General features: G+C 65.2%; 28 protein-coding genes. 22 read left to right on the top strand and 6 right to left on the bottom strand.

Going from position 1 to position 26,908, the window contains the following annotated elements:
• Positions 1–212 (top strand): hypothetical protein (locus tag Q1L50_RS16115; RefSeq protein WP_300340583.1); only part of this gene is annotated, 212 nt, incomplete at its 5' end.
• 27 nt (positions 213–239) lie between these two features.
• On the opposite strand, the gene Q1L50_RS16110 is transcribed toward Q1L50_RS16115, so the two are convergent.
• The 4 genes from Q1L50_RS16110 to Q1L50_RS16095 all read right to left on the bottom strand — a co-directional run bounded on the left by Q1L50_RS16110 (position 240) and on the right by Q1L50_RS16095 (position 3,592).
• Positions 240–1,538 (bottom strand): type II toxin-antitoxin system HipA family toxin, encoded by a 1,299-nt coding sequence (locus Q1L50_RS16110; protein ID WP_300340581.1) that lies wholly within the window; start codon positions 1,536–1,538, stop codon positions 240–242.
• Positions 1,535–2,458: a methylated-DNA--[protein]-cysteine S-methyltransferase gene (locus Q1L50_RS16105; RefSeq protein ID WP_300340579.1), complete on the bottom strand. Its 924-nt coding sequence runs from the start codon at positions 2,456–2,458 to the stop codon at positions 1,535–1,537. Before Q1L50_RS16105 ends, Q1L50_RS16110 begins: the two co-directional genes overlap by 4 nt.
• Entirely contained in the window at positions 2,455–3,333 is an 879-nt protein-coding gene (locus tag Q1L50_RS16100) for a DMT family transporter (protein ID WP_300340577.1), read from the bottom strand. The genes Q1L50_RS16105 and Q1L50_RS16100 overlap by 4 nt, the downstream gene beginning before the upstream one ends.
• Positions 3,334–3,427: 94 nt before the next feature.
• The gene (locus Q1L50_RS16095) at positions 3,428–3,592 is read right to left on the bottom strand and encodes a hypothetical protein (protein ID WP_300340574.1); all 165 of its coding nucleotides are present in this window, start codon (positions 3,590–3,592) and stop codon (positions 3,428–3,430) included.
• A 72-nt stretch (positions 3,593–3,664) separates the two neighbouring features.
• Here Q1L50_RS16095 and aroC point away from each other — a divergent pair, with 72 nt between their 5' ends.
• The 21 genes from aroC (at position 3,665) to Q1L50_RS15990 (ending at position 25,753) form a co-directional block, all read left to right on the top strand.
• A complete protein-coding gene (aroC, locus tag Q1L50_RS16090) occupies positions 3,665–4,768 on the top strand; it encodes a chorismate synthase (RefSeq protein WP_300340573.1) in 1,104 nt (367 codons plus the stop codon).
• Positions 4,769–4,861: 93 nt separating this feature from the next.
• The gene (locus tag Q1L50_RS16085) at positions 4,862–5,113 is read left to right on the top strand and encodes a DUF465 domain-containing protein (RefSeq protein ID WP_300340570.1); all 252 of its coding nucleotides are present in this window, start codon (positions 4,862–4,864) and stop codon (positions 5,111–5,113) included.
• A gap of 103 nt (positions 5,114–5,216) precedes the next feature.
• Positions 5,217–6,416 (top strand): MFS transporter, encoded by a 1,200-nt coding sequence (locus Q1L50_RS16080; RefSeq protein WP_300340567.1) that lies wholly within the window; start codon positions 5,217–5,219, stop codon positions 6,414–6,416.
• A gap of 8 nt (positions 6,417–6,424) precedes the next feature.
• The gene (locus Q1L50_RS16075; protein WP_300340564.1) at positions 6,425–7,264 is read left to right on the top strand and encodes a M48 family metallopeptidase; all 840 of its coding nucleotides are present in this window, start codon (positions 6,425–6,427) and stop codon (positions 7,262–7,264) included.
• 134 nt (positions 7,265–7,398) lie between these two features.
• Positions 7,399–8,805, top strand: coding sequence for a 3-isopropylmalate dehydratase large subunit (gene leuC, locus Q1L50_RS16070; protein ID WP_300340562.1), 1,407 nt, complete (start codon positions 7,399–7,401; stop codon positions 8,803–8,805).
• 19 nt (positions 8,806–8,824) lie between these two features.
• A complete protein-coding gene (locus tag Q1L50_RS16065; protein WP_300340559.1) occupies positions 8,825–8,953 on the top strand; it encodes an entericidin A/B family lipoprotein in 129 nt (42 codons plus the stop codon).
• A gap of 21 nt (positions 8,954–8,974) precedes the next feature.
• Positions 8,975–9,613: a 3-isopropylmalate dehydratase small subunit gene (leuD, locus tag Q1L50_RS16060; RefSeq protein WP_300340557.1), complete on the top strand. Its 639-nt coding sequence runs from the start codon at positions 8,975–8,977 to the stop codon at positions 9,611–9,613.
• Positions 9,614–9,631: 18 nt separating this feature from the next.
• A complete protein-coding gene (gene leuB, locus Q1L50_RS16055; protein WP_300340554.1) occupies positions 9,632–10,696 on the top strand; it encodes a 3-isopropylmalate dehydrogenase in 1,065 nt (354 codons plus the stop codon).
• A 57-nt stretch (positions 10,697–10,753) separates the two neighbouring features.
• The gene (asd, locus tag Q1L50_RS16050; RefSeq protein ID WP_300340551.1) at positions 10,754–11,884 is read left to right on the top strand and encodes an aspartate-semialdehyde dehydrogenase; all 1,131 of its coding nucleotides are present in this window, start codon (positions 10,754–10,756) and stop codon (positions 11,882–11,884) included.
• A 155-nt stretch (positions 11,885–12,039) separates the two neighbouring features.
• Positions 12,040–15,090 (top strand): FimV/HubP family polar landmark protein, encoded by a 3,051-nt coding sequence (locus Q1L50_RS16045; protein WP_300340548.1) that lies wholly within the window; start codon positions 12,040–12,042, stop codon positions 15,088–15,090.
• Between the two features lie 87 nt (positions 15,091–15,177).
• The gene (locus Q1L50_RS16040; RefSeq protein WP_300340545.1) at positions 15,178–15,771 is read left to right on the top strand and encodes a CbiQ family ECF transporter T component; all 594 of its coding nucleotides are present in this window, start codon (positions 15,178–15,180) and stop codon (positions 15,769–15,771) included.
• 3 nt (positions 15,772–15,774) lie between these two features.
• Positions 15,775–16,569 carry a tRNA pseudouridine(38-40) synthase TruA gene (gene truA / locus Q1L50_RS16035; RefSeq protein WP_300340543.1) on the top strand — a complete coding sequence of 265 codons (795 nt, stop codon included), beginning with the start codon at positions 15,775–15,777 and terminating at the stop codon, positions 16,567–16,569.
• A gap of 17 nt (positions 16,570–16,586) precedes the next feature.
• Complete coding sequence (locus tag Q1L50_RS16030; RefSeq protein ID WP_300340589.1) at positions 16,587–17,219, top strand: phosphoribosylanthranilate isomerase; 633 nt, start codon at positions 16,587–16,589, stop codon at positions 17,217–17,219.
• A gap of 156 nt (positions 17,220–17,375) precedes the next feature.
• Positions 17,376–18,581: a tryptophan synthase subunit beta gene (gene trpB, locus Q1L50_RS16025; protein ID WP_300340540.1), complete on the top strand. Its 1,206-nt coding sequence runs from the start codon at positions 17,376–17,378 to the stop codon at positions 18,579–18,581.
• A 2-nt stretch (positions 18,582–18,583) separates the two neighbouring features.
• Positions 18,584–19,408 (top strand): tryptophan synthase subunit alpha, encoded by an 825-nt coding sequence (gene trpA, locus Q1L50_RS16020; RefSeq protein ID WP_300340539.1) that lies wholly within the window; start codon positions 18,584–18,586, stop codon positions 19,406–19,408.
• Positions 19,405–20,277, top strand: coding sequence for an acetyl-CoA carboxylase, carboxyltransferase subunit beta (gene accD, locus Q1L50_RS16015; protein WP_300340536.1), 873 nt, complete (start codon positions 19,405–19,407; stop codon positions 20,275–20,277). The genes trpA and accD overlap by 4 nt, the downstream gene beginning before the upstream one ends.
• An 85-nt stretch (positions 20,278–20,362) precedes the next feature.
• The gene (folC, locus tag Q1L50_RS16010) at positions 20,363–21,637 is read left to right on the top strand and encodes a bifunctional tetrahydrofolate synthase/dihydrofolate synthase (protein ID WP_300340586.1); all 1,275 of its coding nucleotides are present in this window, start codon (positions 20,363–20,365) and stop codon (positions 21,635–21,637) included.
• Between the two features lie 26 nt (positions 21,638–21,663).
• Positions 21,664–22,521 carry an SPOR domain-containing protein gene (locus Q1L50_RS16005; RefSeq protein WP_300340534.1) on the top strand — a complete coding sequence of 286 codons (858 nt, stop codon included), beginning with the start codon at positions 21,664–21,666 and terminating at the stop codon, positions 22,519–22,521.
• Positions 22,518–23,006 (top strand): CvpA family protein, encoded by a 489-nt coding sequence (locus Q1L50_RS16000; RefSeq protein ID WP_300340532.1) that lies wholly within the window; start codon positions 22,518–22,520, stop codon positions 23,004–23,006. Before Q1L50_RS16005 ends, Q1L50_RS16000 begins: the two co-directional genes overlap by 4 nt.
• A 9-nt stretch (positions 23,007–23,015) precedes the next feature.
• A complete protein-coding gene (purF, locus tag Q1L50_RS15995; RefSeq protein ID WP_300340530.1) occupies positions 23,016–24,542 on the top strand; it encodes an amidophosphoribosyltransferase in 1,527 nt (508 codons plus the stop codon).
• A gap of 5 nt (positions 24,543–24,547) precedes the next feature.
• A complete protein-coding gene (locus Q1L50_RS15990) occupies positions 24,548–25,753 on the top strand; it encodes an O-succinylhomoserine sulfhydrylase (RefSeq protein ID WP_300340528.1) in 1,206 nt (401 codons plus the stop codon).
• Here the strand turns inward: Q1L50_RS15990 and Q1L50_RS15985 are convergent.
• Together Q1L50_RS15985 and Q1L50_RS15980 are read right to left on the bottom strand one after the other, a co-directional pair.
• Positions 25,750–26,049 (bottom strand): hypothetical protein, encoded by a 300-nt coding sequence (locus tag Q1L50_RS15985; protein ID WP_300340525.1) that lies wholly within the window; start codon positions 26,047–26,049, stop codon positions 25,750–25,752. The two genes, Q1L50_RS15990 and Q1L50_RS15985, sit on opposite strands and share 4 nt — an antisense overlap.
• Before the next feature lie 361 nt (positions 26,050–26,410).
• Positions 26,411–26,902, bottom strand: coding sequence for a bacteriohemerythrin (locus tag Q1L50_RS15980; protein WP_300340522.1), 492 nt, complete (start codon positions 26,900–26,902; stop codon positions 26,411–26,413).
• Positions 26,903–26,908: the final 6 nt, after the last annotated feature.

The raw sequence follows: 26,908 nt of genomic DNA, 5'->3' as shown, positions 1-26,908 counted from the left end.
TCCGGGTCGCGCGCCGCGGCGTGGCTGATCAGTTCGGCGAGCAGGTGGGCATCGGTCATGTCTGGGTGCGATGGGGCAATCGAGTAGTCGCCGATTTTAACGGGATGCGCAGGGGTGACCGTGAAATTATTCCCATTGGGTTGAAGGGCGCCGCCAGCAGGGCGGGAGTGCAGGCGGTCCCGCGCTTCCGAGTTGCCGGAACAAGGCCATGAACCTGCCGGCTGGCCAGGTTTACCGCTTCAGAGCGGCAGCAAATCGCCGCCGACTGCAGCCGCGCTGGCCGCCCCGAGCCCGGCGTCTCTGGCAAAACGGGGCCAGCAGGCCAGCGCGTCGCGCACATCGGCCAGAACATCGAATGCGCGAAGGACGCCGAAGCGCTCGGCTTCGATCAACAGGTCGGCACGCGTGATGCCTTCGAAGCGGCCGTTGATCGACAACTGGTGCTGACGGGTCCACTGGCCGCGTGGGTTATGGGCGTGGGTCAGGTCGTAGGCCGGAGCCAGTTCCCATTCGCCACCCTGCTTCAGCCGGAAGGAGAAGTTCTTGCTGTGGTCGTCACAGTTGCGCGCCATGACGTTGAACGCCATCCGGCGAAAAGCCTGGCCGACCGCCAGCGGACCCAGTCCGAGCCGGTCGATGACCGCAAACAGGCGGGCATAGGCGTGCGTCCGCCGCAGCTTGTAGTCGACGTGGTCGATGCCGCACAGCGTTTGCAGGTGGTGGCGGGCGCTGTGCTCGCCGGCCACCTGGCGATCGAATCGTCGGGTCATGAAATGGGCACGGCCGTTTTCCTCGAGCAGCCGGCACGGCGACATGGTGATCCCGGCCGCACCAGCCATCTGCGCGTAGGCGTACTCGATCCGGCCGTCTTCGCCGCCTTTTGCCTCGCCGACGCCGTCGAACTTGAGCAGCCAGTGCTCGAAACCCGCGTCGACGTCGAACTGGCCGCTGCGCAGCGCACCGGTGTGCGGGTTCCAGGCTACGGCCGCCTTGGCGCGCGCACCGCCGGCTGACGTGCCGACCCGGGTCAGCCTGGCCAGCGCGCTCCGCGCCAGGCGATCGCCGCCCGCACCCCTGGCCAGGTCGCCGTGCAGGACTCGCCGGGCGACCTCCACCAGCGAGGGCATCTGCAGCGCTTCGGCACTCTCGCGAGGCGCTCCGCGGGCTGGTCTGAACTCCAGCGCGCCGAAGCCACGCCGGCCGATGAAGGCCAGCCGGTCAAGCGCGCTGATGGCTGTTTCCGGGATGCCCTTGCTGTTCATCCAGGCCTCGATCAGGGCGTTGCCGAAGTCGTCCGGCAGGGCGTCGGCGAGCATCCCGGGCAGTCCGCGATAGCTCGCCGTGGACAGATCCGGGAAGGCGAAGCGGTCGCCGCCGGCCAGTGGCATGGTCAGCGGCGCCAGTTCGATGCCGGTACGCCGCCACCCCGGGTCCCAGGTGAATACCTGGCAGTCGCGCTGCGGGGCCGCCGCGACGCTGCCGACGCCCTGTCCCCAGATCCGGACCTCGACCGTCGGCGGTGTCGCTCGGGTGTTCATTCGGCGGCCGCGGGCGAGGCGCCGGAGGAGCGCCACCGATTCCTGGAGCGTTCAGCCTCGACCGCCAGCAGAGCGTGTTTGCGTTCGCTGCCCCAGCGGTAGTTGCCGATATCGCCATTCTCGCGGATCACGCGATGGCAGGGAATCAGCACCGCGAGCCGATTGCGCGCCAGCGCCGAGCCGACCGCGCGCTGGGCGCGCGGGTGGTCGATGATCGTCGCCAGCGTCCGGTACGAGACGACATTGCCGGGCGAAATGTTGATCAGCGCTCCCCAGACCTTGATCTGGAAGTTGGTTCCACGCAACAGCAGGTGCAGCGGTTGCTGTCCTTCGACGCCCGAAAAGACCCGCCCGATGGTTTCGGAAAGCGCTTCGTCGTCACGCTGCAGGCTGGCGTGTGGCCACTCCGACTGAAGTTGCGCGATGGCATCGGTGTCCTGGTCCGACGCGGTGAACTGCAGATGGCACAGGCCGCGCGGGGTGTTCCCGGCGATCACCCGTCCGAATGGCGTCGCCGCGAAGCCAAAGGTGATGCGCAAACCCTCGCCCAGCGAGCGGACCTCTCCCGGGGTCACCGCGTCGCAGGCGACCAGCAGGTCGTGCAGCCGGCCTGGCCCCGACAGGCCGGCCGCGTACGCTGTAGCGAGCACGTCGTTCTGCGCGCGTAATAGCGACCGCGCATGCGCGCTGGTCAGGTACTGCAGAAAACGTTTGGGTGAAATGCCCGCCCAGACGCTGAAGGTCCGTTGCAGGTGAAACGGGCTGACCCCGACATGCTCGGCGATCTCTTGCAGACCCGGCTGGTACGGGCGGTGCTGCCTGACGAAACGGATCGCTCGGGCGACCGTCTCGTAAGCCCCGCAGCGTTCGTCGAGTTCGGCGGTCGCGATGGCCGCTTTGGCGTTGCTGTCCTCGTTCATGCCGGCTGCCGTCGTGGTCCGAAGAGGCCGGCGGTGGTGGCAATGCCGGTCAGGATCAGCGCGCCGCCGAGCACGGTGTGCCAGCCGATGGCCTCGTCGAGGAACACGGCGCCCCACAGGACGCCGAAGACCGGGATCAGAAAGGTGACCGACAGCGCGCGTGTCGGCCCGACATCGTCGATCAGCCGGAAGTACAGCAGGTAGGCGGCGCCGGTGCAGACGATTCCCAGCAGCGACACCGCCGCCCAGTCGCCGGCGTCCGGGAACTGTCGAATCGGCGCGAACAGAAACAGCGGCAGGACGACCAGGGTGGCCATCCACATGCTGCCGTGGGCGTTGTTGAACGGTGTCGCCAGGCCAGGGCGGGACTTGGTGTAGATGCTGGCGACGCTGTACGACAGCGGCGCCAGCAGTCCGGCGGCTATGGCCGTCCACTCGCTGGTCCCGGCCAGCGCCAGGTTCTGGCCGACCAGCACGGTGACGCCCGCCAGGCCGCACGCCAGACCGACGGCGACCGCGCCGGTCAGGGGCGTGCGCAGCCAGAGGGCGCCGATCGCCGCGCCGAAGAGCGGCGAGGTGGCGTTGAGAATCGCCAGCAGCGAGGCCGGCAGCGACTGCGCGGCATAGGCAAAGAGGATGAACGGCAGCGCCGAGTTGAGGACGCCGATAATCAGGAAATGCCGCCACAGCCGGCCTGCTTGCAGGGGGTGTTTGAAGAACCGGCCGGCGAGCCAGAGAAATGCCGCGGCGATCCCGACGCGGAACATGATCAGCGCCACCGGTCCGAAAGCGGGGACGCTGACTCGCATGAACAGGAAGGAGGCGCCCCAGATCGCGGCGAGGAAGAACAGGCGGGTGATGCTGGCGGCGTCCATGATGGCTTTCATCGAGATGGGGATGCCCGGATTGTCGGTCCGGCAGGAGCCGTTGGCCACCCGATTCTTGCGCTTTGTGCTGCCGACCGGTGCGCTAGCGTCCGCCCTTGCTGCCACCCTTGTCCCAGCCATAGCGAATCGTTCGCTGCCAACGGTTTTCGGCCTGGCGCGGCGTCTTCCCGGCGGCCGCGGCAGGCCGCTGCGGCGGCGCCTTCGGCGTCGGCGTTGCTTTGCGGGGGCGTGCCAGCTTGGCGGTCATGGTGGTCGGCGCGGATCGGGCGGGAGCCGCTATGGTAGACTTTGCGCTCATTCTAACGCGCAAGAGAAAGCCATGTCCGGTAACACCCTTGGCACGCTGTTCACCGTGACGTCGTTCGGTGAGTCGCACGGTCCGGCGATCGGCTGCGTGGTCGATGGCTGTCCGCCCGGCCTGGCGATCAGCGCCGCCGACATCCAGGCCGAACTCGACCGCCGCCGGCCAGGGACATCGCGGCATGTGACGCAGCGGCGCGAGCCCGACGAGGTCGAGATTCTGTCGGGGGTCTTCGAGGGCCGGACCACCGGCACGCCGATAGGCCTGCTGATCCGCAATCAGGATCAGCGCAGCCGGGACTACGGCAACATCGCCGAAACTTTCCGTCCGGGCCATGCCGATTATGCCTATACGCAGAAGTACGGTTTCCGCGATTATCGTGGCGGCGGCCGTTCGTCGGCGCGCGAGACGGCGGTGCGCGTTGCGGCCGGGGCGATCGCCCGCAAGTGGCTGGCCGAGCGCTACGGCGTCAGCATCCGCGGCTGGATGAGTCAGCTCGGGCCGATCGAGATCCCCTTCGTTGCCGCCGCCGAGATCGCCGGCAATCCGTTTTTCGCGCCGAACGCGGCGATCGTTCCGCAACTCGAGGACTACATGGATCAGCTGCGCAAGTCCGGCGATTCGGTTGGCGCGAAGATCAGCGTTGCCGCCAGCGGCGTGCCGCCGGGCTGGGGTGAGCCGGTCTACGATCGCCTCGACGCCGAAATCGCCTACGCGATGATGAGCATCAACGCGGTCAAGGGCGTCGAGATCGGCGCCGGTTTTGCCAGTGTCGTCCAGCGCGGCAGCGAGCACGGTGACGAGATGACGCCGCAGGGTTTCCTCACCAATCATGCCGGGGGGGTTCTCGGTGGCATCTCCACCGGGCAGGAGGTGTTGGTCAATCTGGCGATCAAGCCGACCTCGAGCATCCGCCTGCCGCGACGCTCGGTCAGCCTCGATGGCACGGCGACGACGGTCGGAACGCATGGTCGGCACGACCCCTGCGTGGGCATCCGCGCGACGCCGATTGCCGAGGCGATGCTGGCGCTGGTCTTGATCGATCACGCGCTGCGTCATCGCGCGCAGTGCGGCGACGTGCTCTGCACGACGCCGCGGATTGCCGCCGCTGTCTTGCGGTGAGAGGCGAACGGTGACGGCGGAGAGCCGCATTGCTTATAATCGCATGGTCTGGTCGCGCATCGGTTCGGCCAGGATCAGCAAGGGGCCACGATCATGCACGTTGAACACCACGACCTTCAACACGACTTTCCCGAGTATCTGGATTCGATTCACGCTCTCAAGGCGTCGAGCGAGCATTTCGGCGGCCTGTACGACGAATACCAGAACCTGACCCGCGAGGTCGAACGCCTCGAGGAGGACGACCTGCCGGTCGACGATTTCACCATCGAGACGATGAAGAAGCAGCGGGTGCTGCTCAAGGACCAGATGTACCGGATGCTGGTCGCCCACCGGAACGGCGATTAGGTTGAATTGCTGGCGCGTGCGCGACGGCGCGCGATCGGGTACGCGCCAGCAGCGACACGGCGATACGGTCTGAAGCGTCCGATGCATCCGGTAGAATGGCCGGATGTCTGTCTTGCCGTATTGGCGCCTGTCCGGATATTACTTTTTCTATTTCGCCTTCATCGGCGCTTTCTCGCCGTATTTCGGGCTCTACCTCCAGTCGTTGAGCTTTTCGGCCTGGGACATCGGCTTGTTGATGTCGCAGATGCAGTTGATGCGCCTGTTCGCGCCGTATCTATGGGGCGCGCTCGCTGATCGTCTCGGCCGGCGGGTGGCGATCATCCGGCTGGCGGCCTTGCTGAGCCTGCTCGGGTTCTCGGTTTTCTTTGGCGTACGCAGTTTCGAGGCGATGCTCGTCGCCATGGCGGCGTTGGCCTTTTTCTGGAGCGCCGCGCTGCCGCTGGTTGAAACAGTGACTTTCGATCACTTGCGCGAGCAGCCCGCGCGCTACAGCCGGATCCGCCTATGGGGATCAGTGGGCTTCATCGTCGCCGTGATGGGCACCGGCGCGCTGCTCGATCAGCTGCCGCTGTTCGCCCTGCTGTGGGTAATTGTCGCGACGCTGGCCGGCATTCTGGGCTACGCGCTGGCCGTCCCCGAGGCGCCGACGCATGCGCCGGCCGACGATTTCCTGCCGGTCGGCCAGATTGTCCGCCAGCGCCGTGTCAAGGCGCTGTTTGCGGCCTGTTTCGCGATGTCGGCGGCGCACGGCGCACTGTATGTCTTTTACTCGATCCACCTCGCTGGACACGGCTACAGCAAGTTCCTGGTCGGCTGCCTGTGGTCGCTTGGCGTACTGGCCGAGATCGTGGTCTTCTTCTTCATGATCGGCTTGCTGCGCCGTTTCGGACTCCGTACCATTCTGCTGGTCAGCTTCGCGGCAGCGATACTGCGCTTCCTGATGATCGGCTGGGGCGTCGAGTGGCTGTCGGTGATCGTCCTCGCGCAACTGCTGCACGGTCTGACCTTCGGCGCCTACCATGCGGCGGCGATTGCCGCGGTCAACCGCTGGTTTCCCGGTCGCTGTCAGGCGCGCGGCCAGGCGCTGTATTCGAGTCTGTCGTTTGGCGCCGGCGGGTTGGCCGGGAGCTTGTTGAGTGGCTGGACCTGGGATGCCTGGGGTGCGGCGCCGACCTATACGCTGAGTTCGGCGTTCGCGGTCATCGGGCTGGTCCTGGTCGCGCTGGGCGTGCGCGCGGGCGATCTGGATGCTGGCGGCGAGCCACTTCCGGCCCCTCTTGCCGAAACGGCCCAGCGCTTATGAGGTGCGTGATGAGATCGTGTTTCCTTCGTCAATGGGCGCTGCCGGTCCTGGCAGCGGTTCTCGCGACGGCTTGCGCGACGACCCGGACTACCGGTGGCGGTAGCGTCGGCGTCGATCGCGAGCAGACCATGCTGGTTTCTTCGGCCGCGGTCGATCGCTCGGCGGCCAAGGCCTACCAGGAGGCAATGAGCGCTGCGCAAACCAGGAATCTGCTCAATCGTGATCCGCAGCAGCTCGAGCGGGTGCGGACCATCGTCAAGCGGCTGATTCCGGTAACTGCCGCTTTTCGCAGCGATGCGCCCGCCTGGCGGTGGGAGGTCAACGTTGTCAGCTCCAAGGAACTCAACGCCTGGTGCATGCCCGGCGGCAAGGTCGCGGTGTATACCGGCCTGATCGAGCAGCTGCGGCCCACCGACGACGAGCTCGCGGCGGTGCTGGGGCACGAGATCGCGCACGCACTGCGTGAGCACGGTCGCGAAAAGGCCGGTCAGGAAGCCGGCCTGAACGTTGCGGCAGCCGTCGGCGGGGCACTGATCGGCGCTTATTTCGGGATCGATGCCGGCCTCGGGCAGAGCATGATCGGTGGCGTTGGTGACCTCGCCTTCATGCGTCCCAATTCCCGCGAGATGGAGCAGGAAGCGGACCGGATCGGCGTCGAACTCGCCGCCCGGGCGGGTTACGACCCGCAGGCGGCGATCTCGCTGTGGGAGAAGATGGGCCGCGTCGCCGGCGGGCAGCCGCCACAGTGGCTGTCCACCCACCCGTCGCACCAGTCGCGGATCGCCGATCTGAGGGTCTATGCGCAGCGCGTGCAGCCGCTGTACATCGCTGCCCGCCGCTCGCTCTGAGCGGCGCAGACGGCCGCGCCACACGTGCTGGCAAGGCGGTCACCGGCGAGGCGGCGCTGACAGCGGCCAGCGCGGTGTGACATAATCCCGCTTCTATCGGCTCTCATGGCCGAACTTGCTCGGATCGCCGATCTATGCCACAGACCTTGTACGAAAAGCTTTGGCTGGACCATCTGGTGCATCAGGAAGCCGATGGCACGGCGCTGATCTATGTCGACCGCCATCTGGTGCACGAGGTGACCAGCCCGCAGGCCTTCGAGGGCCTCAAGCTGGCTGGCCGCAAGCCCTGGCGGGCTTCTTCGATCGTCGCTACGGCCGACCACAACACGCCGACCGACCACTGGGACCGGGGCATCGAGGATCCGGTATCGCGACTGCAGGTCGAGACGCTCGACGCCAACATCCGAGAAGTCGGCGCGCTGGCCTACTTTCCGTTCAAGGATCCCCGGCAGGGGATCGTGCACGTGGTCGGTCCGGAAAACGGCGCGACGCTGCCCGGGATGACCGTCGTCTGCGGCGACTCGCACACCAGCACGCACGGCGCTTTCGCGTGCATGGCGCAGGGCATCGGCACGTCCGAGGTCGAGCACGTGCTGGCGACACAGTGCCTGCTGCAGAAGAAATCGAAGACCATGCTGTTGCGGGTCGATGGCGTGCTCGGCAAGGGCGTTACCGCCAAGGACGTGGCGCTGGCGATCATTGCTCGCATCGGCACCGCCGGCGGCACCGGCTACGCCATCGAGTTCGCCGGCAGCGCGATTCGAGGCTTGTCGATGGAGGGCCGCATGACGCTCTGCAACATGGCGATCGAGGGCGGCGCGCGCTTCGGGCTGGTGGCGGTCGATGAACTGACGATCGACTACCTGCGCGGCCGCCCCTTTGCGCCGAAAGGCGAGCTGTGGGAGCAGGCCGTCGCGCACTGGCGCAGCTTGCACAGCGATGACGGCGCCGAGTTCGATTCCGTGATCGAACTGCCCGCCGGGGAGATCAGCCCGCAGGTGACCTGGGGTACCTCGCCGGAGATGGTGGTGGCGATCGATGGCTGCGTGCCCGACCCGGCGCAGGAGGGCGATCCGGTCAAGCGTGAGGGGATGGAACGGGCGCTGCTCTATATGGGTCTCCGTGCCGGCACACCGATCCGTGAGATCGCTCTGGACAAGATCTTCATCGGCTCATGTACCAACTCGCGCATCGAGGATCTGCGCGCCGCTGCTGGCGTCGTCCGCGGCAAGAAGGTCGCGAGCGGTATCCGCCTGGCGCTGGTGGTGCCGGGTTCGGGGCTGGTCAAGCGGCAGGCTGAAGCCGAAGGGCTGGACGATGTCTTCCGCGCGGCCGGCTTCGAGTGGCGTGAGCCGGGTTGTTCGATGTGCCTGGCGATGAACGCCGACCGTCTGGAGGCCGGCGAGCGCTGCGCCTCGACCTCGAACCGCAACTTCGAGGGGCGGCAGGGCGCCGGCGGGCGAACGCATCTGGTCAGTCCGGAGATGGCCGCCGCAGCGGCGATTGCCGGGCATTTTTGTGATGTACGCGAGTTGCTTTGACTCACTTGAAGGAGAAGCCATGAACAAGCTGACACGGATTCTGGTGGCCATCATCGCCGTCGTTTCGCTGGCCGCCTGCAACACTGTGCAGGGCGTCGGCAAGGATGTCGCCAAGGGCGGCGAGGCGATCGAAAAGGCAGCCAAGTAAGGCTGGAGCACAAGGAAACGCATGGACAGGTTCGTTCGTCTTGAAGGATTGGTAGCGCCGCTCGACCGCGCCAACGTCGATACCGATGCGATCATTCCCAAGCAGTTCCTGAAGTCGATCAAGCGCTCGGGCTTTGGCCCGAACCTGTTCGACGAATGGCGCTATCTGGACGCCGGCGCGCCAGGCCAGGATCCTTCGCAGCGGCCGCGCAACCCCGATTTCGTGCTCAATCAGGCACGTTACCAGGGGGCGCAGATTCTGCTTGCGCGCAAGAACTTCGGCTGTGGCAGTTCGCGCGAGCACGCGCCATGGGCTTTGCTCGACTTCGGCTTCCGGGCAGTGATTGCCGAAAGCTTTGCTGACATCTTTTTCAACAATTGCTTCAAGAACGGCATTCTGCCGATCGTCCTGCCGGCTGCCGAAGTGCAGGCGCTGTTTGTGCAGGTCGGGGAAACACCGGGTTACCGGTTGCTGGTCGACCTGCAGCGGCAGCGGGTGGTTCGTCCCGATGGCAAGCTGCTGCCGTTTTCGGTCGACGCTTTCCGCAAGGAATGTCTGCTCAACGGTTGGGACGATATCGGGCTGACCTTGCGTCACGCCGATCTGATCACCGCTTTCGAAGCGCAGCGCCGTCGTCAGCAGCCGTGGTTGTTCGCTTGAAAGACAGGAAATGACGAAATGAAGATCTGCGTCCTTCCGGGCGACGGGATCGGCCCGGAGATCATCGCCGAAGCGGTGCGCGTCCTGCAGGCGCTCGATCTGGATTGCGATCTGACGGAGGCGCTGCTCGGCGGTTGCGCGGTCGATGTTACAGGTGATCCGTATCCGGAGGAGACGCAGCGCCTGGCGCAGGACGCCGACGCGGTGCTGCTTGGTGCCGTCGGTGGTCCGCAGTGGGATGGCCTGCCGCGCGACCAGCGTCCCGAGCGCGGCTTGCTCGGCATCCGCAAGCAGCTCGGCCTGTTCGCCAATCTGCGCCCGGCGATCGTCTATCCCGAACTGGCCGACGCGTCGACGCTGAAGAGCGAGGTAGTCGCCGGGCTGGACCTCCTGATCGTCCGTGAGCTGACCGGCGACATCTATTTCGGCCAGCCGCGCGGGATCGAGACGCGCGAAGTCGATGGCCATCGGGAGCGTTTCGGCTTCAACACCATGCACTACAGCGAGAGCGAGATCCGCCGCATCCTGCGGGTCGCTTTCGAGGCTGCGCGCCGGCGCCGCGGCAAGCTGTGCTCGGTCGACAAGATGAACGTCCTGGAGACCACCCAGTTGTGGCGTGACGTGGCCAACGAGACCGCCGTCGACTATCCCGATGTCGAGCTCAGCCACATGCTGGTCGATAATGCGGCAATGCAGCTGGTGCGCAATCCCCGGCAGTTCGACGTGATCGTCACCGGCAACATGTTCGGCGACATCCTCTCGGATGAGGCGGCGCAGCTCACCGGCTCGATCGGCATGCTGCCGTCAGCGTCGCTGGACGCCGACGGCAAGGGCTTGTACGAGCCCTGCCACGGTTCGGCGCCGGATATCGCCGGGCTGGGAGTGGCCAATCCGCTGGCGACGATTCTCTCGGTGGCGATGATGCTGCGCTACACCTTTGCCCGGGAGGGTGCCGCCTTGCGCATCGAAAACGCCGTCGAGAAGGTCCTGGCCCAGGGCTACCGGACGGCCGACATTTGCCAGCCGGGGACGCGGAAGGTGGGAACGAGGGCCATGGGCGACGCGGTGCTGGCGGCGCTGTGAGTCCAGTGAGTCGCCTGAGTCGAGTGTTTGAACACGATTATTGACCGAGGGAAACGGATGAACAAGGTAGGTCTGGTTGGCTGGCGCGGCATGGTCGGCTCGGTGCTGATGCAGCGGATGGTCGAAGAGGGCGATTTCGAGCACATCGAGCCGGTCTATTTTTCGACGTCCGCGGCGGGCAGCAATGCACCGGCATTTGCTGGCAGGGAAGCGGGCACACTGCTCGATGCAGCGTCCATCGACGACTTGCGCCGGATGGATATCGTCATCAGCTGTCAGGGCGGTGATTACACCAAGGAGGTCTTTCCCGGGCTGCGTGCGGCTGGCTGGCGAGGCCACTGGATCGACGCGGCTTCGACGCTGCGCATGGCCGATGACGCGGTAATCATTCTCGACCCGGTGAACCGCGACGTGATCGACGCGGCGCGGGCCAGCGGCGGGCGCAACTGGATCGGCGGCAACTGCACGGTGTCGCTGATGCTGATGGGCATCGGCGGACTGTTCCGCCACGATCTGGTCGAGTGGGTCAGCGCGATGACCTACCAGGCTGCTTCGGGCGCTGGTGCGCAGAACATGCGCGAGTTGCTGCTGCAGATGGGTGCCCTGCACGAGGCGGTAAGGGCCGAATTGGCCGAACCCGACTCGGCGATTCTCGAGATTGACCGAAAGGTGGCCGCAAGCATGCGTTCGCCGGGCTTTCCGACCAGGAACTTCCGCAATACCGCGCTGGCTGGCAGCGTCATCCCGTGGATCGACGCACCGGTCGCAGGTGGCCAGTCGAAGGAAGAGTGGAAGGGTGGTGCCGAATGCAACAAGATCCTCGGTCGCCCGGCGTTCCGGACGCCAGGCAGCATTCCGGTCGACGGCCTGTGCGTGCGCGTCGGCGCGATGCGTTGTCACTCGCAGGGTCTGACCATCAAGCTCAAGCGCGACCTGCCGCTCGATGAAATCGAGGAGGTCATCGCGCTGGCCAACCCGTGGGTGAAGGTCGTTGCGAACGAGCGCGAAATCAGTGAGCGGGAACTGACTCCTGCCGCCGTCACCGGCAGCTTGACGGTCCCCGTCGGTCGGCTGCACAAGTTGGCGATGGGACCGGAGTATCTCGGCGCGTTCACGGTCGGTGACCAGTTGTTGTGGGGGGCTGCCGAGCCACTCCGCCGCATGCTTCGCATCATTATTGATAACTGATTGAAATAAAACATCAAAGCATTCTGATATAAGGCGCAGATCCGGCTTCCGGAGGGTCGTGATTCAAGAAGCATGTTTAGCTTGCATGGCTAACTTCATGATGTTATTTTAATAATTCCGATTTCGACGCTCAGGGTGGCGCCGTGGCCAAGACAATGCGTAAAACAGCAAACAATTTCAGCTTGCGGACTTCGGCCTTGGCGGTCGCGTCAACCCTGGTTTTCGCGGCTGCGCCCTGGGCTACGGCGGAGGCCGCCGGCCTGGGCAGGCTCAAGGTCTTCTCCGCCCTCGGTCAGCCGTTGCGTGCCGAGGTGGAAGTCTTTGCCTCGCGCGAAGAACTCTCCGGAATGAAGGTGCAACTTGCCGGCCCAGACGAATTCAAGCGGGCAGGGGTCGATTACTCGTCGACCCTGCTGGGGATCAGCTTCGCGGTCGCCAAAGGTCAGAACGGGCAGCCAATCATCAAGCTGAGTTCTGACAGGCCGATCAACGATCCCTTTGTTGACCTGCTGCTGGAGCTCAACTGGCCGTCGGGCCGCCTGATTCGGGACTATACCTTCCTGCTCGATCCCCCCGAGTTCGCCTCCAGGGCTGCGAGCGCTGCGCCGCCGGCGGTCGTCACCCGGCCGGTCGCGCCGGCCAGGAGCGTTGCCGAAGCGCGCCCGATCGAGGCCAGACCAGCAGCCAGGGCGGAGCCGCCGCGGCCGCCGCTGCCAGCGGCCCCGCAAGGCGCGGCTGGTGCTGGTGGCAGCTACGAAGTCAGGCGTGGCGACACCTTGAGCAAGATCGCCCGTGAAACTCAACCTGCCGGGGTGTCGCTCGATCAGATGCTGGTGGCCTTGTTCCGCGCCAACCAGGGTGCATTCGACCGTGGCAACATGAACCGGCTGCGTGCCGGCAAGATCTTGTCGATACCCCACAAGGGTACGCTGGAAGCGGTGTCGCCCGATGAAGCCAGGCAGGTCGTGCTCGCGCAGTCGTCGGACTGGGGCGCCTATCGCCAGAAGCTTGCGTCCGCGGCGGACGCTGCTCCTGCGGCAGAAGAGGCGGCCAGGCAACAAGCGGCCGGCAAGATCACGACCCGGGTCGAAGACAAGGCGGCGCCGGCTGCTCAAGCCAAGGATCAGCTGAAAGTATCGAAAGGCGAAGTGACCGCCGCTGGCAAGCCAACGGGCATGTCCGCTCGCAGTGACGAAGATCTGATAGCCAAGGAAAAGGCGCTCCGCGAAGCCAACGAACGCTTGGCGACCCTCGAGAAGAACGTTGCCGAACTGCAACGGCTGGTCGAACTGAAGAGCCAGAGTCTCGCCGACCTGGAGAAACAGGCTGTCGGCAAGGCGACTCCTGCTGTTCCGGCAGCCGCCAGCGCGGAGCCTCCGGCCGCGCCAGCTCCGGCGATGACCGCGAAAGCGGCGGACAAACCCGCAGACCAGCCGGCCGAGGTCAAGCCGGTCGAAGCGATCGCCCAACCCGAGCAAAAGCCGGCAGAGGCGAAGGTCGACGCCAAGCCGGAAGAGCCCAAGCCGGTCGAGCCGCCAAAAGCGAAGGTGGTGATGGCGCCGCCGCCAGTCGAAGAGCCGAGTTTCGTGGAAGAGCTGCTGACCAGCACGCCGTTCATGATCGGTGGTGGCGGCATCCTCGCACTGCTCGCCGCCTTCTGGCTGGCCAAGCGGCGTCGCCAGGGCGAGGATCTGTCGCTGGATACCAGCAGCACACTGGCGCCGCAGAGCGGTGACAGCCTGGTTGCCAACTCGGTATTCCGCAGCACGGGCGGACAGAGTGTCGATACCTCGAATTCGATGGCGCAAACGGATTTCAGCCAGGCGGGTCCCGGCAGCATCGATACCGATGAAGTCGATCCGGTTGCCGAAGCCGACGTGTACATGGCCTACGGGCGCGATGCGCAGGCTGAGGAGATCCTGCTCGAAGCCAGGCAGAAGGACCCCGGGCGCTATGCGATCCATCTGAAGCTGCTCGAGATCTACCTCGGGCGCAAGGATGCCAAGCCATTTGACGCGCTGGCGGCCGAGCTTTTCAATGCCACCGGCGGGGTTGGCGCCGACTGGGAAAAAGCGGCGGCGATGGGGCTGCAGCTTGACCCGCGCAATGCGCTGTTTGGCACGGCCATGCTGAAAACGGACCAGCCGCCGCTGCCTGACGCGCCGGAGGCGCCGGCCGCCGAGGAGGCGACGATCTTCGTTGAGCGCAAGCCTCAGGTGGCCGCGGTTCCCGACTCCTGGGTCGACACGGTTACCAAACCGGGCGAACTGTCACGACTGGCCGAGGGCGAGGAAGCAGCTGCCCGGCCGGCAGGCGAGGCGGCTGCCGGTGCCGGCGCGGTGGCAGAAGCCAGAACGGGAGCGAGCGATCTGGCGGACCTCGATTTCGATCTCGGCGCCGGCGATTCCAAGCACACTACCCCTAACGACGTTGACGAGCCGTTTCTCGAGACGACGCTGTCTTTCCCCAATCCGGCATCCGGGGACGCTCTGGATTTTGACTTTGCGACCTCCTTGCCCAAGCCCCTGCCGTCGGCCCATGCTGACGCCGACGTTGATGCGACGCTGGCTGGTGAGGACGACATGGCGCCAGAAGAGACGATGTTGATCGGCGCAGCCCTGCAAGCGACTTCGTCGCAACCCGGCGACGGTCTCGATTTTGATTTCGATCTGGGGTCCGACTTTCCCGGCGATCCGAGTGCCGAAACGCAGGCGATTGCGCTGGTCGATCCAGACGACATTCTCGACATCGGTTCGGCGACCATCGACTCGCTCGAGTTCGACGTCAAACTGACCGAGTCCACAGTCCTCGGCCAGGGGATGCAGCATCCAAATTTCGACATGTCGTCGATCAACCTCGATCTGGACGACTCGGCCGATGACCGTGCCGCCGCGCCTGCTGTGACCGATTCGTTGGTAGCCGGCTTCGAGACCGACGAGGATGAGGATACCGTAGTCAATCCGGATTTCTCGGTCGCACAGGCCGACAGTACGCTCGATGCCGCGTTTGCTTCCGATGCGGACGCGGCGGCCGAATCCGAGATCAGTTCCAACGAAGAGGTGGAGACCAAGATCGACCTGGCCAGGGCCTATCATGAAATGGGTGACCCGGAAGGCGCCCGCGAACTCCTGCAAGAGGTCCTCAAGGATGGTGACGCGGCGCAACGCGAAACCGCCTTGGCAATTCTTGCCGGGCTGCGCGAGTAGGTCGTCGGCAGGCAGTGCCGGCCGTAGCGCCTCCGGGGCTACGGCCTTTTCTTTCTCATGCGTCGACCGGCGAGCCGTGACCCTGCTGTGCATCCAACCACCTATCTTGTCGTCTGGCTCCTGACGCTGGTCGCCAGCCAGTCGCTGGATGGCCTGCCGCTGGCGGCGGCCTTGTCGCTTCTGCCGCTCTTTGGCGGGCCGGCCCTGCGGCGCTTTGGCCGGCTCGCATGGGGTACCCGGTGGCTTTTTCTGTCGCTGTTCGTCATTCTTGCCTGGGGCTCCGCCGGCGAGCCCGTCTGGAGCGGGGGCCTGGCACCGAGTCGCGAGGGGCTGGCGGAAGCCGCGACACATCTTGGCAGACTGCTGCTGGCCCTGATGGCGGTCGCGGCGCTGCTGGCGTGGATGCCGATGTCCGATCTGCTGACCGCCACGCACCGCTTGCTGGCGCCGCTGCGAGCGTGCGGCATCGATCCCGACCGCGGCGTTGTCCGCTTGTTGCTGGTTCTGCGTTACATCGAGACGATGCCGCGTCCTCGTGATTGGCGAATCCTGCTGGCGGTGCCGCCGAACAGCGGCGACGAGTTCCTGGACCTCGCCGATCACCGCTTCTCGTGGTTTGATGTGCTGACCATGGTCGTCGTCGCCGGTGCGGCGGCGATCGTCTGTCTGCGGCAGGCGTGAGGCATGCGGATCGCCCTGGCTGTCGAATACGACGGGAGTGGTTTCCGTGGCTGGCAGAAGCAGCCGGGTGGCGGCACCGTTCAGGATGCCCTGCAAGAAGCCCTGCAGGAGTTTGCCGGGACGCCGATTGGCGTCGTCTGCGCCGGGCGTACCGACGCCGGCGTGCATGCGCTGGGGCAGGTGGTGCATTTCGATACCGCTCTTGACCGGCCGATGTTCTCCTGGGTGCGCGGGATCAATACCTTCCTGCCGCCGGCCGTTGCGGTGCGCTGGGCGCAGGCGGTGAGCGACGATTTTCATGCGCGCTTCTCGGCGTACGCCAGGCGCTACCGTTATCTGCTGATCAACCGGGCGCACCGCAGCGGTCTCGGGCACGGCCGGGTCGGCTGGTATCATCAACCATTGGACTTGCCGGCGATGCAGGAAGCAGCCCGGCTGTTGCTTGGTGAGCGCGATTTTTCGGCTTTTCGGGCCGCCGAGTGCCAGGCCAACTCACCGATAAAAACCATGCACAGAGCTGATATTCAACGTTCCGGCGAGCTGTTCGTCTTCGATTTCGAGGCCTCTGCCTTTCTGCACCACATGGTGCGCAACCTGGTTGGCAGCCTGCTGCATGTGGGCAAGGGGAGGCGTCCGCCCGAGTGGATCGCGGAACTGCTGGCGCTCGGCGACCGCCGCCTGGCGGCGCCGACCTTCGCTGCCGCCGGGCTCTATCTCGCCGCAGTCAGTTACCCGCCACACTTCGATCTGCCGTCTGTCGACGAGACGCTCTTGCTGGCTGGCGGTCCGGGTCTGTGAGTCAGCACCCGGTGCAACTGCCGCCGCGCATCAAGATTTGCGGTCTGACGCGCGTCGAGGATCTCGAACAGGCGGTGCACGCTGGTGCCGACGCGCTCGGGCTGGTGTTCTATCCGCCAAGTCCGCGTTTCGTCGATCTGCCTACCGCGGCTCGGCTGGCGCGCGCCGTGCCGCCCTTTGTGACCCTGGTCGGGCTGTTCGTCAACGCCGACCCGGCGGTGGTGCGGGCCACCCTGGCGGCGGTGCCGATGCACCTGCTGCAATGGCACGGCGACGAAGACGAAGCGTATTGCCGGCAGTTCGATCGGCCTTACATCAAGGCGGCGCGCGTCAGGCCGGGGATCGATTTGCTACAATACGCGGCTGGCTTCCCGTCGGCACAGGCCATTCTTCTCGACGCCTTTGTCGACGGTTACGGAGGCGGCGGCACAGTCTTCGACTGGTCGCTGGTGCCGCGCTCGCTGGGCAAGCCATTGATCCTCTCGGGCGGGCTGGATGCCGACAACGTCGGCGAAGCCGTGCGCCGCCTGCAGCCGGACGCGGTCGACGTCTCGTCGGGCGTCGAGGCGAGCAAGGGGATCAAGGATGCCGAAAGAATCCGCGCCTTTGTCGCCGCGGTGAAGACCGCGGGGTCGGCGAGCGGCCGATGAGGAAGGTGATGAAGAGATGGTGTGGGCGCAGGGACCCGGGTGGGCGGACGCGGACTTGCTGGCGACGCCAACTCGCCAGACATACCTGACGCGGCGAGCTGGCCGGTCCGATGTTGTGCCAACCTTTTGTCGCCCGCCACCGCAAGGAGATTGTTGATGGCCGCAGCTGATTACGATTTACCCGACGCCAGAGGCCATTTCGGCCAATACGGTGGCGTCTTCGTCGCCGAAACACTGATCGCCGCCCTCGATGAACTGAAGGCGGCCTACGCCGCCGCGCAGGCCGATCCGCAGTTTGTCGCCGAGTTCGAGTACGAATTGAAGCATTACGTCGGCCGGCCCAGTCCGGTCTACCACGCCAGGCGCTGGTCGGAAGTGCTCGGCGGCGCGCAGATCTACCTGAAACGCGAAGACCTCAACCACACCGGCGCGCACAAGATCAACAACTGCATCGGACAGGCGCTGCTCGCCCGCCGCATGCACAAGCCGCGGGTCATCGCCGAGACCGGCGCCGGCCAGCATGGCGTCGCAACGGCCACCGTTGCCGCGCGCTATGGCATGGAATGCGTGGTCTACATGGGTTCCGAAGACATCCAGCGGCAGCTTGCCAACGTCTATCGCATGAAGCTCCTCGGCGCCACGGTGGTGCCGGTCAACAGCGGTTCCCGAACGCTCAAGGACGCGCTGAACGAGGCGATGCGCGACTGGGTGACGCACGTTTCCGACACCTTCTACATCATCGGCACGGTCGCCGGCCCGCATCCCTACCCGATGATGGTCCGCGACTTTCAATCGGTGATCGGCCGCGAGGCGATCGGCCAGATGCAGGAGCACTGTTCGCGCCAGCCCGATGCGGTGATCGCCTGCGTCGGTGGCGGCTCGAATGCGATGGGTATCTTCCATCCCTATATTCCGGTCGCGGCGGTGCGCCTGATCGGTGTCGAAGCGGCCGGTGAGGGCATCCCCACCGGAAGGCATGCGGCGTCGCTGACCGCCGGTCGTCCCGGCGTTCTGCACGGCAACCGGACCTATCTGCTGCAGGACGATAACGGCCAGATCATCGAGACCCACTCGATCTCGGCCGGCCTTGATTACCCCGGCGTCGGCCCCGAGCACGCCTGGCTCAAGGACAGCGGCCGCGCCGAGTACGTCAGCGTCACCGACGCCGACGCCTTGCAGGCTTTTCACGACCTGTGCCGTCTCGAGGGAATCATTCCGGCGCTTGAATCGAGCCATGCCCTGGCCTACGCCGCGAGGCTGGCGCCGACCCTGGCGAAGGACAAGATCCTGCTGGTCAACCTCTCCGGCCGTGGTGACAAGGATATGCACACCGTGGCCGACAAATCGGGCATTCAATTCTGACCATGGCGAAAATTGACGCTGTATTCGAGCGCCTGCAGGCGCAGGGGCGCAAGGCACTGATCCCGTTCATCACCGCCGGCGACCCCGATCCGGCGCTGACCGTCCCCTTGCTGCATACCTTGGTTCAGGCCGGCGCCGACATCATCGAGCTGGGTGTCCCGTTCTCGGATCCGATGGCCGACGGGCCGACCATCCAGCGCTCATCCGAGCGCGCGCTGGCGAAGGGCGTCAGCCTGCGGAAGGTGCTCGAAATGGTCGCCAATTTTCGCGCTGACGACAACGACACGCCGATCGTCCTGATGGGCTATGCCAACCCGATCGAGGCGATGGGCCTCGATGCTTTTGCCGCTGCGTCCTACGATGCCGGGGTAGACGGCGTGCTGGTGGTTGATTATCCGCCAGAGGAAGCGACCGACTTCGCCGAGACCCTGCATCGCCACGCGCTCGATCCGATCTTTCTGCTGGCGCCGACTTCGAGCGATGCGCGCATCGTGCAGCTTGGCGCGCTGGCCAGCGGCTACATTTACTACGTCTCGCTGAAAGGCGTTACCGGATCGGCCGCGCTCGACGTCGCTGCCGTCGCCGCTCGCGTCCCGGAGATCCGGGCCCGCACCGGCGTCCCGGTAGGTGTCGGTTTCGGTATTCGTGATGCCGCGACGGCTGGTGCGGTTGCCCGGATCGCTGACGCGGTGGTGGTTGGCAGCCGCATCATCGAAGAGATCGAACAGGCGCCTGTCGATCAGGCCTGTGAGAAAGTCCGTGCCCTGGTCGTCGAACTTCGGCAGGCGATGGACGCCGCCGCCAACGCGTCGCGAGGAAGACCATGAGCTGGTTGAGCAAGCTGCTACCGCCGAAAATAAAGAGAAACGCCGCTGGTTCGGTACGCAGGGCGGCCTTGCCCGAAGGTCTATGGAGCAAGTGCCCGAGTTGCGAGGCCGTGCTCTACGCCACCGACCTGGCGGCCAACTGCCATGTTTGCCCGAAGTGCGCCCATCACCTGCGAATCGATGCGCGCGCCCGGGTCGATTTGTTGCTCGATGCCGACGGGCGCAGCGAGATCGGCGACGAGCTGCTGCCGGTTGACACGCTGGCCTTCAAGGACAGCCGTCGTTACCCGGATCGCCTGAAGGATGCCACCGAGGCCACTGGCGAGACCGAGGCGCTGCTGGTCGTCAGGGGGTCGATCCACAAGCTGCCGGTGGTGCTGGCTGTTTTCGAGTTCAACTTCATGGGCGGTTCGATGGGCTCGGTACTCGGCGAGCGCTTCGTGCGTGGCGTACAGGCCGCTGTCGAGCAGCGCCTGCCTTTCATTTGCGTCACGGCTTCGGGTGGCGCACGCATGCAGGAAGGACTCTTCTCGCTGATGCAGATGGCCAAGGTGACGGCGGTGTTGACCCTGCTGTCGCAAGCAAAGCTGCCCTTCATTTCGATTCTTACCGATCCGACGATGGGCGGTGTGTCGGCGTCGTTCGCCTTCATTGGCGATGTGGTGATTGCCGAACCGGCGGCGCTGATCGGTTTTGCCGGTCCGCGTGTCATCGAACAGACCGTCCGGGAAAAGCTGCCGGAGGGTTTCCAGCGCTCAGAATTCCTGTTGGAAAAAGGCGCCATCGACATGATCGTCGATCGCCGCAAGATGAAGGACCGGGTTGCCAGCCTGCTGACCCTGTTGCAGAAGCAGCCCACCTGGCAGTGAGGAGCGGGTAGTGAATTCGGCGCCGAGCAGCACGCCGCCGGTGAACACCGATGCCGCCTTGCCAGCGCGCTCGCTGGCCAGCGGACTGGAGGGCTGGCTGGCACGGCTCGAAAGCCGCCACCCGCTGGGCCAGGCGGGAATCGAACTGGGTCTGGAACGTGTTCTGCGCGTCAAGGTGGCGCTCGGTCAGCAGCTCTGGTGCCCGCTGATCACCGTTGGCGGCACCAATGGCAAGGGTTCGACCTGCGCCTATCTGGAAGCGATCTATGCCTTCGCCGGCTACCGCGTTGGCTGCTACACCTCGCCGCATTTGCTGGCGTACAACGAACGGGTGCGCATCGATCGCGCAGCGGTCGGCGACGAGGAACTTTGCGAAGCCTTCGCCACGGTCGAGGCGGCACGACTGGCGGCCGGTGAAGTGGCCCTGACCTATTTCGAGTTCGGTACGCTGGCCGCCCTGGAAGTCTTTCGCGCGCGGCAGGTCGAGGTGCTGATTCTCGAGGTCGGCCTGGGGGGGCGACTCGATGCGGTGAATGCCTACGACCCTGATTGCGCCGTGGTCACTGGGATCGCCCTCGATCACACCGACTGGCTGGGTCCGACGCGGGAGTCGATTGCTTTCGAGAAGGCTGGCATTTTTCGTGCCGACACGCCGGCGCTGTGTGCGGATCCCGACCCGCCGTCGTCGCTGGTCGAGCACGCGCGGGCCATTGGCGCCGACCTGCACGTCCTGGGACGCGATTTCGGTTACTTCGGAGACCAGGTGCAGTGGACTTTCTGGCGTCGTGACGGCCTGCGTCGTGGAGGCCTGGCCAACCCCGGTTTGCGCGGTGCTGCTCAGCTGCGCAACGCCTGCGTGGCGCTGGCCGCCGTCGAATTGCTCAAGCCGCGCCTGCCGGTGTCGATGCAGACGGTGCGGCGCGGGCTGATCGAGCCGGAGCTGGCGGGACGTTTTCACGTCTTGCCCGGTCGCCCGGCGGTCGTCCTCGACGTTGCTCACAACCCCCAGGCGTTTGGCGAACTGGCCGACAACCTCGGCGGTATGGGCTTCTTCGCCAGGACCATCGCGGTGGTCGGGATGCTCGCTGACAAGGACATCGCTGGCTCACTGGCGCCATTGGCCGGCAAGGTCGACCTGTGGTTGCTGGCCGATCTCGGGGTGCCGCGCGGTGCGTCGGCTTCGGTCCTGGCTGCGGTGGTGACCGGCGCCAGCCTTGGCGGCAGCATCGAGTGTCTGGCTTCACCTGCGCAAGCCTTCGCTCGCGCTGTCAAGCTGGCCGGCGAAAATGATAGAATCGCGGTCTTTGGATCGTTCTATACGGTCGCTGCCGTCATGCGCAAGATCAAGGACGGTCGCTGACCGAAGCGACACGAGTGGATTCCACGATGCCGACGACTGAAACATCCGACCCCCAGCTGCACCTCAAGAAGAAAGCCCGTCGTCGCCTGGTGGGTGCCGTGGCCATTGCCGGATTGGCTGCCGTCATCCTGCCAATGGTCATGGACGAGGAGCCCCGGCAGCCGGTGCAGGGCGTCCAGATCAGGATTCCCGGCCAGGATCAGCTGCAATTCGACCCCAAGGAACTGGCGGCCCGTTCCGCCCCGCCCGCCGCCGCGGTAGGCGAGGAGCACGACGGCATGGCGCCTGGTGGTGTAGCAGCCGCGAAGGGCGCCGCCAGCGGGTCGATCGACCAACTCGCTGCCGCCGCGCCGCCTGCGACCAAGCCGATCGACAAAGCGCCGGAGGGCTCTGCCGAGAAGCAGGCGGCCGAGAAGAAGGCGGCTGAACAGGCGGCAGAGAAGAAAGTTGCCGAGAAGAAGGCCGCCGAGAAGAAAGCCGCCGAGAAGAAGGCTGCGGAGAAGAAGGCGGCCGAGAAGACCGCCGCTGAGAAAAGAGCAGCCGAGAAAAGCGCGGCCGAGAAAAAAGCGGGCAGGCCCGCCGACAAGCCAGTCGAAGCACCTGCCGCCGCCGACGCCGGCAGGGCTGTCGAAGCGCCGCCGGCCAGGTCCGACGGCCAGCAGGTGATCCTGATCGGTGCCTTCGCCGACCCGGAGAACGTCAAGAAGCTGCTGAGCAAGATCGGCAAAGTGGGTGTCCCGACCTACACCGAAGCGCTCAATTCGCCGGATGGCACCAGAACGCGCGTGCGCGCCGGCCCGTTCCCGAACCGCGAGGCTGCCGAGAAGGCGCTCGAAAAGCTGAAGGGCATTGGCGTTGGCGGAGTCGTCGCCGGCAAGCCATGACCGTCTTCGACTACGTCGCGCTGTTGATTGTCGCTGTTTCCCTGCTGCTTGGCATGTGGCGAGGCGTCGTCGGCGAGATCATCGCCTTGGTCGCCTGGGTGCTGGCCTTCTTCGCCGCCCGCTGGTGGGGTGCCCTGGTCGCACAGGGGTTCACCTCGATCGCCGATCCGGTGTTGCGTATCGTCGCCGGCTGGGTGGCGGTATTCGTCGCCGTGCTGGTGGTCATGGCGCTGCTTCGTCTGGCCGTGCGCGGTCTGCTCAAGGCACTGGGGATGACTTTGACCGATCGTCTGCTGGGGATCATTTTTGGCGTCGCCCGCGGCCTGGTGATCGTCCTGGTCCTGGTTGCCGTAGGCGGCATGACCTCGCTACCCAGAGAGAAGTGGTGGAGTGAAGCATATTTTTCTGCCCCGCTCGAGACCGCGGTGCTGGCCAGCAGACCGTGGCTGCCACCGGAAGTGACCAAACGAATCAGTTTCGGCTAGGGAAAGACTATGTGCGGGATTCTTGGGGTTGTCGCAACTTCGCCGGTAAACCAGTTGCTGTACGACGGCCTGATGGTCTTGCAGCATCGCGGCCAGGACGCCGCCGGGATCGCCACCGCCGAACGCGACGAGTTTCACTTGCACAAGGCGTCCGGTCTGGTTCGCGACGTCTTTCGCACACGCAACATGCGCGCCTTGCCGGGGAACATGGGGATCGCCCATTGCCGCTACCCGACGGCCGGCTCAGCGTTCGACTCTTCGCTGTCGCAACCCTTCTATGTCAATTCACCATTCGGCATCGTTCTCGGGCACAACGGCAACCTGACCAACACCGAACAACTCAAGGAAGAGATGTACCGCCAGGACCTGCGGCACATCAATACCCACTCCGATTCGGAGGTGCTGCTGAACGCGCTGGCGCATGAGTTGCAGGCGACCGCCAAGGGTTTTCGCCTGGACCTGGACACGATCTTTGGCGCAGTGGCCGCTGTTCATCGCCGCTGCCGCGGCGCGTATGCGGTGGTGGCGATGATCGCCGGTTATGGCATGCTCGCCTTTCGGGATCCCTTCGGCATTCGTCCGCTGGTTTTTGGCAGCAATGAGACGCCTGACGGTACCGAGTACCTGTTCGCCTCCGAGTCGGTCGCGCTCGACACCCTGGGCTTCAAGGTGCTGCGCGATGTCGCTCCGGGCGAGGCGATCTTCATCGACTTCGATCACCGCATGCACCAACGGCAATGTGCGCAAAGTTCGGCACTGGCCCCGTGCATCTTCGAGTTCGTGTATCTGGCACGGCCCGACTCGGTGATCGACGGGGTATCGGTTTACGAAGCGCGCTTGCGGATGGGTGAGCACCTGGCCGACAAGCTGGTCAAGCATATTCCCGTCGACGAGATCGACGTGGTGATCCCGATCCCCGATTCGAGCCGTCCGTCGGCGATGCAGTTGGCGCAGCGCATCGGCGTCCCGTATCGCGAGGGTTTCGTCAAGAACCGGTATATTGGTCGCACCTTCATCATGCCGGGTCAGGCGACGCGCAAGCGGTCGGTTCGCCAGAAGCTCAACACCGTCGCGCAGGAGTTCAAGGGCAAGCGCGTCCTGCTGGTCGACGATTCGATCGTCCGCGGCACGACCAGCCGTGAGATCGTTGAAATGGCGCGTGCCGCAGGTGCGCTGAAGGTCTATTTCGCTTCCGCGTCGCCGCCGGTACGCTACCCCAACGTGTATGGAATCGACATGCCGACCCGCAGCGAGCTGATCGCGACCGGCCGCACGGGCGAGGAGATTGCCCGTGAAATCGGTGCCGATGCGCTGGTCTACCAGGATCTGGACGCGCTGAAAGCGTCGATTCGTGAGTTGAAGCCGTCCTTGTGCCGTTTTGACACCTCGTGTTTCGATGGCACCTACGTCACCGGCGACGTCAGCCCGGAGTATCTGCGGGCGATCGAACTGGCTCGCGAAGGGTACGGTGCAGCGGCCAAGGACGATCCCTGGATGTCCAATCAGTTGCAGCTCAACCTGATGTCTGTGGAATGAAGCGGATGGAGCCGATCGTGCAGCCGATGGTGGATCTGACTGGCAACTATGCGCTCGAAACACTGGCAGTGCGCGCGGGCCACCAGCGTAGCCAGTTCAACGAGCACAGCGAGGCGCTGTATCTGACCTCGAGCTTCGTCTTCAACAGTGCCGCACAGGCCGCCGCGCGCTTTGCCGGCGAGGAGGAAGGCAATGTGTACTCGCGGTTCACCAATCCGACGGTGTCCACCTTCGAAGCGCGCCTGGCGGCTCTCGAAGGCGCCGAGGCCTGTGTCGCGACCGCTTCGGGGATGTCGGCAATTCTCTCGCTGGTGATGGCATTGTGCAGCAGTGGCGACCACATCGTTTCGTCGTCTGGCCTTTTCGGCGCGACCCAGCAGTTGCTCGGCACGATCATGCCGCGCTTCGGAATCCAGACCAGCTTTGTCGCGCAGACCGATGTCGCCGCGTGGCAAGCCGCCATACGGCCGGAAACCAAGCTGTTCTTTCTTGAGACGCCGTCGAATCCCTTGACCGCGATCGCCGACATCGCTGCGCTGGTCACTATCGCGCACCGTCACGGCGTCCTGGTGGTGGTCGATAACTGCTTCTGTACGCCGATCCTGCAGCGCCCGCTGGACCTCGGCGCGGACCTGGTGCTGCATTCGGCGACCAAATTCCTCGACGGTCAGGGACGCGTGCTCGGCGGCGCCGTCGCCGGACCCAAAAGACTGACCGACGAAGTGTTCCGCTTTCTGCGCACCGCCGGCCCGACGCTCTCCGCCTTCAACGCCTGGGTCTTGCTGAAAGGCCTGGAGACGCTGCAGATTCGCCTGCAGGCGCAGTCCGCCACAGCATTGCAGCTGGCGCAGTGGCTGGAGCAGCACCCGAGCGTGACGCGGGTCTACTATCCGGGCCTGAGCTCGCATCCACAGTACGACCTGGCGCGCCGGCAGCAGAAAAGCGGTGGGGCGATCGTCTCCTTCACGGTCAAGGGGACCCGAGCCGAAGCCTGGAAGGTCGTGGACAGCTGTCGCTTGCTGTCGATTACCGCCAACCTCGGCGATACCAAGACGACCTTGACGCACCCGGCGTCGACAACGCACGGCCGAATCACGCCGGAGCAGCGGGCGGCGGCAGGGGTGAGCGAGGACTTGCTGCGGATCGCCGTCGGTCTCGAAGCCGTCGTCGACCTGCAGAACGACCTCGACACCGGTTTGTCCGCGATCTAGCGGCCACCCACGCCGGGTTCCCGGCGTTTCGGCCGGGCCAGGTCTTCGCGCTCGCCGGCCGCTTTCTTGAGCGCCTCCTTGGCCTGGTTCGGCATCATCAGGTAGGTCATCAGGCTCGATCCGATGCAGACCAGCCAGAAAAGCAGAAAGCCGGTCGAGTAGGTGGCCGTCACCGACCACTCGACGCGTTGCCCGAAGAGGTACAGCTGCTCGGGATCGATCATCGTGAAGAAGATCGTTTCGGCGATCCCGGCCGCGATGAACGCCGGCCACATCACCCAGATCACGTATTTCATGTTCTCTCCCATTGACTGGCGGTGGGGCCAGGCACTATTGCCGAACTACGGCGAGTGAAGACCCGGCCGCGGGGGCTGATTGCGCCAGCGGGCCGCGCTGCCTGAGCGTCGGTCAAACCTGAGCAGCGACGGCGCGCCCCAAAAACCGGATGATCGGTGATCAGCGGTCGGACCGAACCGGCGCATATAAGGCAGGAAATGTCGCACAGACAGCGCTGGCGTTCAAGCGGAAACTGCCACCAGCGTGGAGCAGCGTGGCACTGGCGGCGGTGCCGATGCCCGCGTCGATGTTCCCGGCGGTGACGATTGGCTCAGCGGGTGCCAGGCAACTCGACACCTTTCTGCCTTGGGTAGCAGCGCGCTAGGCTTCGTCGTGCGGCGCTGCGCCTTTGGCTTCATCTCCCCCTTTGGCTTTAGCTGCGTCACTGGCATTCTGATCACGTGTTGCCTGCTCGGCGCGCGTCGCCAAGTAATCGGCAAACTGCAGATCGTGCGTCAGGATGTGGCTGACCAGCCAGTTGCGCAGAAAGCTGTGCGTGTCCATGGTAATCGACGAAGAGTCGGCGGCCAGTTCCTCGCTCAGGCGAAAGAGCGCCAGATAGAGCTCCTCGTGCATGCCGCAGTGTGCGGACAGCCCTGGATATTCGTTCTCCAGCATGGTTTCTTCTTCGTGGCGAAAATGCTCTTCCGAGTATTGCACCAGATCGTTGAGCATTCTCTGGAGTTCGCGGGGCTCGGCGCCGCCGCGGTGACCATCGTGGAACCTGTTGATCAGGTCGAAGAGATAGCGGTGCTCCCGGTCTATACGTTCGAGTCCGACACGATACTGGTCTCGCCAGCTCAGAAAGGCCATTGTTGC

It is taken from the genome of Accumulibacter sp. (assembly GCF_029255145.1).
Classification (GTDB): Bacteria; Pseudomonadota; Gammaproteobacteria; order Burkholderiales; family Rhodocyclaceae; genus Accumulibacter.
Note: the sequence above shows the minus strand (reverse complement) of the source record. Positions and strands in the feature narration are given on the sequence as shown.